This is a genomic window from Paraburkholderia sp. SARCC-3016 (assembly GCF_031119615.1).
GTDB lineage: Bacteria > Pseudomonadota > Gammaproteobacteria > Burkholderiales > Burkholderiaceae > Paraburkholderia.
The window spans coordinates 264,461-270,952 of record NZ_JAVHZD010000004.1 but is presented as its reverse complement, the minus strand read 5'-3'; the positions used below and the strand labels follow the sequence as shown (position 1 = coordinate 270,952).

Annotated in this window: 6 protein-coding genes; all 6 read right to left on the bottom strand. The window is 61.9% G+C overall.

Going from position 1 to position 6,492, the window contains the following annotated elements; all coding sequences use genetic code 11:
• A partial coding sequence (locus tag QYH69_RS06565; RefSeq protein WP_308831071.1) for a glutamine synthetase occupies nucleotides 1–224 on the bottom strand: 224 nt, incomplete at its 3' end.
• A 9-nt stretch (nucleotides 225–233) separates the two neighbouring features.
• On the bottom strand, nucleotides 234–1,808 hold the full coding sequence (glsA, locus tag QYH69_RS06560; protein ID WP_308831070.1) for a glutaminase A: 1,575 nt from the start codon (nucleotides 1,806–1,808) through the stop codon (nucleotides 234–236).
• Nucleotides 1,809–1,969: 161 nt separating this feature from the next.
• On the bottom strand, nucleotides 1,970–2,212 hold the full coding sequence (locus QYH69_RS06555; protein ID WP_308831069.1) for a hypothetical protein: 243 nt from the start codon (nucleotides 2,210–2,212) through the stop codon (nucleotides 1,970–1,972).
• A gap of 530 nt (nucleotides 2,213–2,742) precedes the next feature.
• The gene (locus tag QYH69_RS06550) at nucleotides 2,743–4,179 is read right to left on the bottom strand and encodes an MmgE/PrpD family protein (protein ID WP_308831068.1); all 1,437 of its coding nucleotides are present in this window, start codon (nucleotides 4,177–4,179) and stop codon (nucleotides 2,743–2,745) included.
• Between the two features lie 40 nt (nucleotides 4,180–4,219).
• Nucleotides 4,220–5,104, bottom strand: coding sequence for a polysaccharide deacetylase (locus QYH69_RS06545; RefSeq protein WP_308831067.1), 885 nt, complete (start codon nucleotides 5,102–5,104; stop codon nucleotides 4,220–4,222).
• Nucleotides 5,105–5,122: 18 nt separating this feature from the next.
• The gene (locus QYH69_RS06540) at nucleotides 5,123–6,487 is read right to left on the bottom strand and encodes an amidase family protein (protein WP_308831066.1); all 1,365 of its coding nucleotides are present in this window, start codon (nucleotides 6,485–6,487) and stop codon (nucleotides 5,123–5,125) included.
• Between the last annotated feature and the right edge of the window lie 5 nt (nucleotides 6,488–6,492).

Below are 6,492 nucleotides of genomic sequence, written 5' to 3'. Positions count from 1 at the left end.
GGATCCGGCACGAGCAGCATGTCCGATGCTTCGATGCCCTTCCAGCCGGCAATCGAGGAACCGTCGAACGCATGGCCACTTTCGAACTTGTCGTCGTCGAATGCCGACACCGGCACCGAGACGTGCTGTTCCTTGCCGCGCGTGTCGGTGAAACGGAAGTCGACAAACTTGACCTTTTCTTCACTGATCAACTGCATGACCGCCGCGCTTTTACTTTTGTTCATAACCATCCTTCAATCATTGAAAAGCTCCGCGATGCCGGCATTACCGCTGCGCCGCGCATCCTTTAACGGAGTGTTGCCCCAACGGTCCTTTGCGTCACGGTTGCCGCCGTTCTGCAATATGTACTGGACCGCGACTGCCTGACCTTCGGACGCCGCGATGTGCAGCGCCGTCCGTCCGTCGTAATCCGCGCCGTTGATGTCGATGCCGGACGCCACGAGCCGCTGGATTTCCTTCGTATCGCCTTTGGCCGCGGCCCAGCACAGGTCGACGATGCGCGCGTTCGCGGTCGCCGCCTTGCGGCGTGTCGGGTCGATCTTTTCGCCGCTGGCGCCGCTCACGATGTCGAAATTGTGAAACGAGAATTTCGACGTGAGCAGCGTGCAGAACTCGATGCCCCGTACGCTATTGCCGTGCTCGTCGAGCGGAGGCGACCAGACGCACAGCCCGAGCACCTTCGGTATGACCACCATGATCCCGCCGCCGACGCCTGATTTCGCGGGCACGCCGATCAGGAACGCGAACTCGCCGGAGAAGTCGTACATGCCGCACGAATGCATCAGCGAAAGACAGTTCTTCACCGTGTCCGTCGAAAACACCCGCTCGCCCGTCAACGGGTTGACGCCGCCGTTTGCAAGCGTGGCAGCCGCGACCGCCATCGAGTCGCAGGTCAATTCCACCGAGCAGCACTGAAAATAGAAATCGAGCGTTGCGGTGATACTCGTGCCGGCCGGCAGGGCGGCGTTTTCCCGCAGGAAATACGCGAGCGCGAAGTTGCGGTCCGCCGAATCGCGCTCGGACAGAAACACCGTATTGTTGAACGAGACATGGCGGTCGGCCGTCAGCTGCTTCCATACGTCGAACACATGCGCAAAACGCGTCGACGCCGACTGATCGCTTTTGATCAACGAACAGCTGGCGATCGCGCCGGCATTGATCATCGGATTGTGCGGGCGCCGCTGGGCATCGAGCGTAATCGCATTGAACGAATGTCCGCTAGGCTCGCGGCCGATGCGCTGATGAAGCGCGTGCGCGCCGACTTCCTCGCACGCGAGGCAGTAACTGACGGTCTTCGAGATCGACTGAATGCTGAACGGCTCTTCGGCGTCGCCATAGTGCGCTCGCTGTCCGTCGACGCTGCAAATGCTCAGGCCGAACTTATCTGCCGGAACGCGCGCGAGTTCGGGAATGTAGGCTGCCACCTTGCCGCCTTTCGCCCGCCCTGCTTCATGGAAGATATCGCCAATCGATCGGCAGAACGGGTTCCAATCCGGTATGGCCAGCGAATCTTCCACGACGCGGCGAAACAGACTCGGGTTGATCGCGAACAGCATACGGAATTCGTCGACGGATAGTGTCGCGCGCGCACCTCCCGCCGCGTTCAGGCGCGCGAACACGTCTTTTGCGCGTGGATCATCCGCAAGAATGCCGGCGGCCTGAAGCCGCTCCGCGATGTTCCTGACGGTCAGATCCGTCTGTCCCGGCTCGAGGAAAAACCGGTAGAGCGTTTCCTCCTGAACGTCTTCCGGCGCCGAAGTGGTCGCTTCGGCCACTTCGGCAGCGGCGCTTTTCTGTACGGTTCTCATCTGTGGCCTGTTCATAAGCGCCCCGCCAGCGCGACGCCCGCGACCGGAAAACACGGCGTCGAAACAGCTCCGATCGTTGCCGGCACCGTCAAAGACGGCCGGTAAATTTCATGGACCTTCGTAGACTGCATCTGCGATATCTCCTGTTGATCCTTCGCTTGTCATCGTTCTGTCACGCGTTCGGCATTGCGAATCCGCACACCATAAAGAACGTCTGAAATTCGCATAGGAACGTTACCGGGCGTGTCCTCGCCACATACGGCAAGAATGGTCTCCACGACGGCGTTGAGTAGCGCATCGTCGATCACCGTTTCAACCATGCATCCGACCGCTTCGTCTGGCCGGCCTGCCGCGGCGCTTACCGTCATGCCCTTGACGCCTGTCGCCACCAGCACATCGCGCAACGCATCGAGCGACGCTGCCGGGATCCATGCGCAAACCAGCTTCATCTTTGACACCCCTACCTGGGTCGCGCGCGACCTCTCAAACTGCAAGTGAAGTCGACATAACGCTGTGCGACATCAATAAGTTATTCTTAGCGTTATAAGGTTTCGACGACTTCATTCGCGGCGTTTCCTGCAATGAGATTTTCCTGGGGACAATGCCCTGCTGTTTCAGAGAACAGTCGTCGCATAAACTCTATTCCGTGCACGCACGCATAAACGTACGTACGCTCGCAGCGCCCGAGGCGCGAAGCGATTCGCGTGCAAGCGATGTTCGTTACCTATGTTCAGCCAGGTCGAATGTGGAATGAGGGCGCAGCGGCGCGGCTACCCCGATTGCGTCCGGCGCGCGATACTCGATCAGTGTGAGATGGACCCCATGCGCCGTAGCGTTGTCTATCGCGGCAACGCAGGCACAAACATGGTGCAGTTGCGCGAGGGGTATGAAAGAAGTATCGCGCGTGGCGAGAGCGGCAACGCGTTCTTCCGTGTCAAACCGGTTCGGCAAGAAGCTTGAGCAGATCGCCGAGCGGTTGCCGATCGATCGCGAGAACCGCGTCCTGAATCCGACTCGCCTGTGCCGGGGAAAGAACGCCGCTCACGTTCGACCGGTACTTTTCGGCAACTTCATCGTTGCCGAGCGGTCGATCGGCACTGCCGCGGTTGACGCTTTCGCGATGCGCGAGACGGCGCCCGTCGGCAAACTCGACGATGACCTCGCCCGTGTGATGACGCGGGAACGTCGTATCGGGGTCGACCTCATAGTCGACCTTCGTCGCGAGCGCGAGAACTTGCGGGTCGGCTACTGCGTCGTCGTCCAGTTCCCGAAGCGTAAATGCCCCTTTCAGCAGACCCGTCGCCACCACATAGGGGATGCTGAACTGGGCCTCATACGCATTGGCAGGCCGCCGTTTTGCCTCCACGGGCTCGCAGACGGTCTTCACGACCTCGCGCGGCACCTTGACGCGCACGCGCTTTACCGCCTCGATGGCGGCCGCGCCGCGTTCATCGCGCTCGCGCTGCCATTGTCCGTGCAGAATGATGGCGGCATCGATCGCCGCATGGGCGAACACGCAGGCAGGGATAGGTTTGACGGCCACTTCCATGGTTTGCCACGTCTGTCCGAGTTCGCTCGTCGCCAGTGCGAGGTCCGCCGCGGCTCGCGTCTCTCCGAGATAGCTCGTGAACAGACCGAACCTCCCCTCATAAGGCGCCTTCGGACCGATGAAGCCGTGCTTCGCAAGCGTGGCGGCAGTCATTCCCGCCGCGGCCGCCCAGCCCGGCTGTATGCGCTTCGACCAGGCCCCGCCCTGCAGGAACGCCTGGCTGCCGCTGGCCATCGATAGCGCGATGCCCTGTGCCATCCAGGCTTGCTGCGCGGTCAGGCCCGCGAGGCGCGAAGCCGCGACGGCGCTCGCGAACGTGCCGATCACGCCGGTGGGATTGAAGCCGACCTCGTGGAACCCGCCCTTGCCTGCCGACGTGAGGCGCGCACCGACTTCCACTCCGGCGATGTAGGCAGCAAGCACTTGCGCGCCGCTAGCGCCTTGCAGTTCGGCCGTGCCGAGCGTGCACGGGAACAGGCTCGCCGTTGCGTGAATCACGCCGCCCATATGGGTATCGTCGAAGTCGAGTCCGTGCACGAGCAGCCCGTTCATGACCATGGCGTCTCTCGCCTGCAGGATTCGCCCATGTCCGATCACTGTCGAAGATCCGCTCCCGAGCGATAGCATGGCGGCGAGCGTGACCTTCGTGAACGGATAGCGCTTCGTGGCATAGGCAAGCCCGAGCGCATCGAGCATCAGGTATTTCGCGCGCTGCCGCACCTCGTCGGGGACATCGTCGAGCGTCATGCCGATCGCAAAGTTCGCGAGCGCGGAAGCAATGCCGTCTTCATGCGCGGCATGCGCGTTCGTAGTCTGATCCATCACCAGCTCCTTCCACCATCGAGTGATATCGAACCCGCTTTCAGCCCGGTTTGCGCGGCGTCCTGCGCAGGAAATCGTCCGCGATCTGTTCGAACGTCACGAACCGCACGCCGTCATGCTCCGCGAAGTAGTCGATGAGCCGCTCGAGCATCAGCAGAACCTGCGGACGGCCTGATACGTCCGGATGGATAGTCATCGGAAAAACCGCGTAATCCATCTCCCGGTAGACCCAGTCGAACTGGTCGCGCCACAGCGATTCGATATCGCGCGGGTTGACGAAACCGTGGCTGTTGGGCGCCTTTTTGATGAACATCATTGGCGGCAGATCGTCGAGATACCAGCTGGCCGGAATCTCGACCAGGCTGGTTTCGCTACCGCGCACGAGTGGCTTCATCCATGCATCGGGGTGCTTCGTATAGTCGATCTTCGTCCACGAATCGCCAACCCGCACGAAGTACGGTTCGAAATCCTTGTGCATCAGGCTGTGATCGTATTTGACGCCCTTCCTGAGCAGAAGCTCGTGGGTGATGGGGCTCAGCTCCCACCATGGCGCGACGTAGCCGGCCGGCGGCCGGCCCGTCAGGGACGTAACCAGCGCGATGCTCCGGTCGAGCACCGCCTCTTCCTGCTCGGGCGTCATCGCGATCGGATTCTCATGGCTGTAGCCGTGAATGCCGATCTCATGGCCCGCCGCCGCGACCGCCTGCATCTGCGTGGGGAACGTATCGATCGAATGCCCGGGAACGAACCACGTGGTTTTGATCTTTCTTCGCTCGAACAGGTCGAGCAGACGCATCGAGCCAATTTCACCCGCGAAAAGACCACGGGATATGTCGTTCGGAGAATCATCTCCGCCGTATGACCCGAGCCAGCCGGCTACCGCGTCGACATCGACACCGAACGCAACGAGAATTTCCTTGGGCATCTCCACTCTCTCCTCAGTTCAGGAAGCTTGCATGTGCCGCTCTACCTGCTGTGCGATGCTCAACAACGTGTCATCGTCGTTCGAGCGACGGATCAGCTGGACGCCGGTCGGCAAGCAATGGCTGTCGGCGCCCGACGGCATGGCGACGACCGGCGCATCGAGAAAGCTTGCGGGCATCGTCATCGCCAGTGTTTTCATATTGACCGCCGCGAACAGCTCCGGGTCTGCCTCGAGCGGCGCGAGCAGCGGCGGCGTATGGCTGACCGTCGGCACGATCAAGGTCGCCTCCTGCAACTCGCGCGCAAACATCGCTTGTAGCCGCTCTCTTAGCGCCAGCAGTTCGTCGCGCCTTGACGATGGAACATGCCGGGCAAGCTCAAGGCGATCGCGAACACGGGCATCGAGCGTGGCCGCGGCCTCCGAATCAAGCAAGGCTCGATGCGTTTCGAACGCCTCGATTGCACCGATCCATCCCTTCGCTGCAACGACCCGATGAACTTCGGCGAGCGCCGCGAAAGCACGCTCGTCGACGCGTGCGCCACTTTCCCGCAAGCGTTCGATAAAAGCACTGAAGCGCGACGCGACTGCATCGGACACCGCATATCGTTCGAATAGCGAAGGGTCGATGACGAATCGCTCGTTGCGCAGACCACGGTTTGCGTTGCGAAAAGGCACGCCTTGCACTGCGGCGTCGAACGCGACGCAATCGGACACCGTGTTGGCGATCGGGCCGATGGTGTCGAGCGTGGCGGAAAGGCCAACCATTCCCGCACGTGAATAACGGCCGATGCTGGCTCTGTAACCGGTAAGGCCGTTGAATGCCGAGGGAATCCGGATCGAGCCGGCCGTATCGGTCCCGACGGAAATCGGCACGACTCCTGTTGCAACGGAGATTGCCGCGCCCGACGAAGACCCGCCCGGGACGCGCAGGCCATGATCGATATCGGGGTTGGTCGGCGTACCGAAATGCGGATTCAAGCCCAGTCCCGAATAGGCGAATTCGCTGAGGTTTGTCTTGCCCACGGAGATCATGCCGGCCTGTTCGGCCCGCGCGACGAGCGCTGCATTCGACGCTGCCGGCGCGTTTGCGGCCCGCGTCGCAGAACCCGCCGTGGTGGCGAGCCCGGCAAGATCGAAGAGGTCTTTCCACGCAATCGGCACGCCATCGAGCACGCTGAGCGGCATTTTCCGGCGCCAGCGTTCGGCCGCTTCTTCCGCCTGTTTCAATGCCCGATCCGCGGCGACTACCGAAATGAAAGTCGTGCGTCTGCTGCGCGCCTGCTCGAGCGCCGCGGCCGTCACGGCAACCGGATCGGCGCTCCCCTGCGCGAACGCCTGCGCCATGGCGAGCGCCGTAGAGGGTTTCACGCGCGTATCGTTCATCGGGG

Excerpts from the sequence above, each read along its gene's own strand:
- QYH69_RS06545 (WP_308831067.1), bottom strand. The coding sequence starts at position 5,104 with ATGCCCAAGGAAATTCTCGTTGCGTTCGGTGTCGATGTCGACGCGGTA.
- QYH69_RS06540 (WP_308831066.1), bottom strand. The coding sequence starts at position 6,487 with ATGAACGATACGCGCGTGAAACCCTCTACGGCGCTCGCCATGGCGCAG.
- QYH69_RS06550 (WP_308831068.1), bottom strand. The coding sequence starts at position 4,179 with ATGGATCAGACTACGAACGCGCATGCCGCGCATGAAGACGGCATTGCT.
- glsA (WP_308831070.1), bottom strand. The coding sequence starts at position 1,808 with ATGAGAACCGTACAGAAAAGCGCCGCTGCCGAAGTGGCCGAAGCGACC.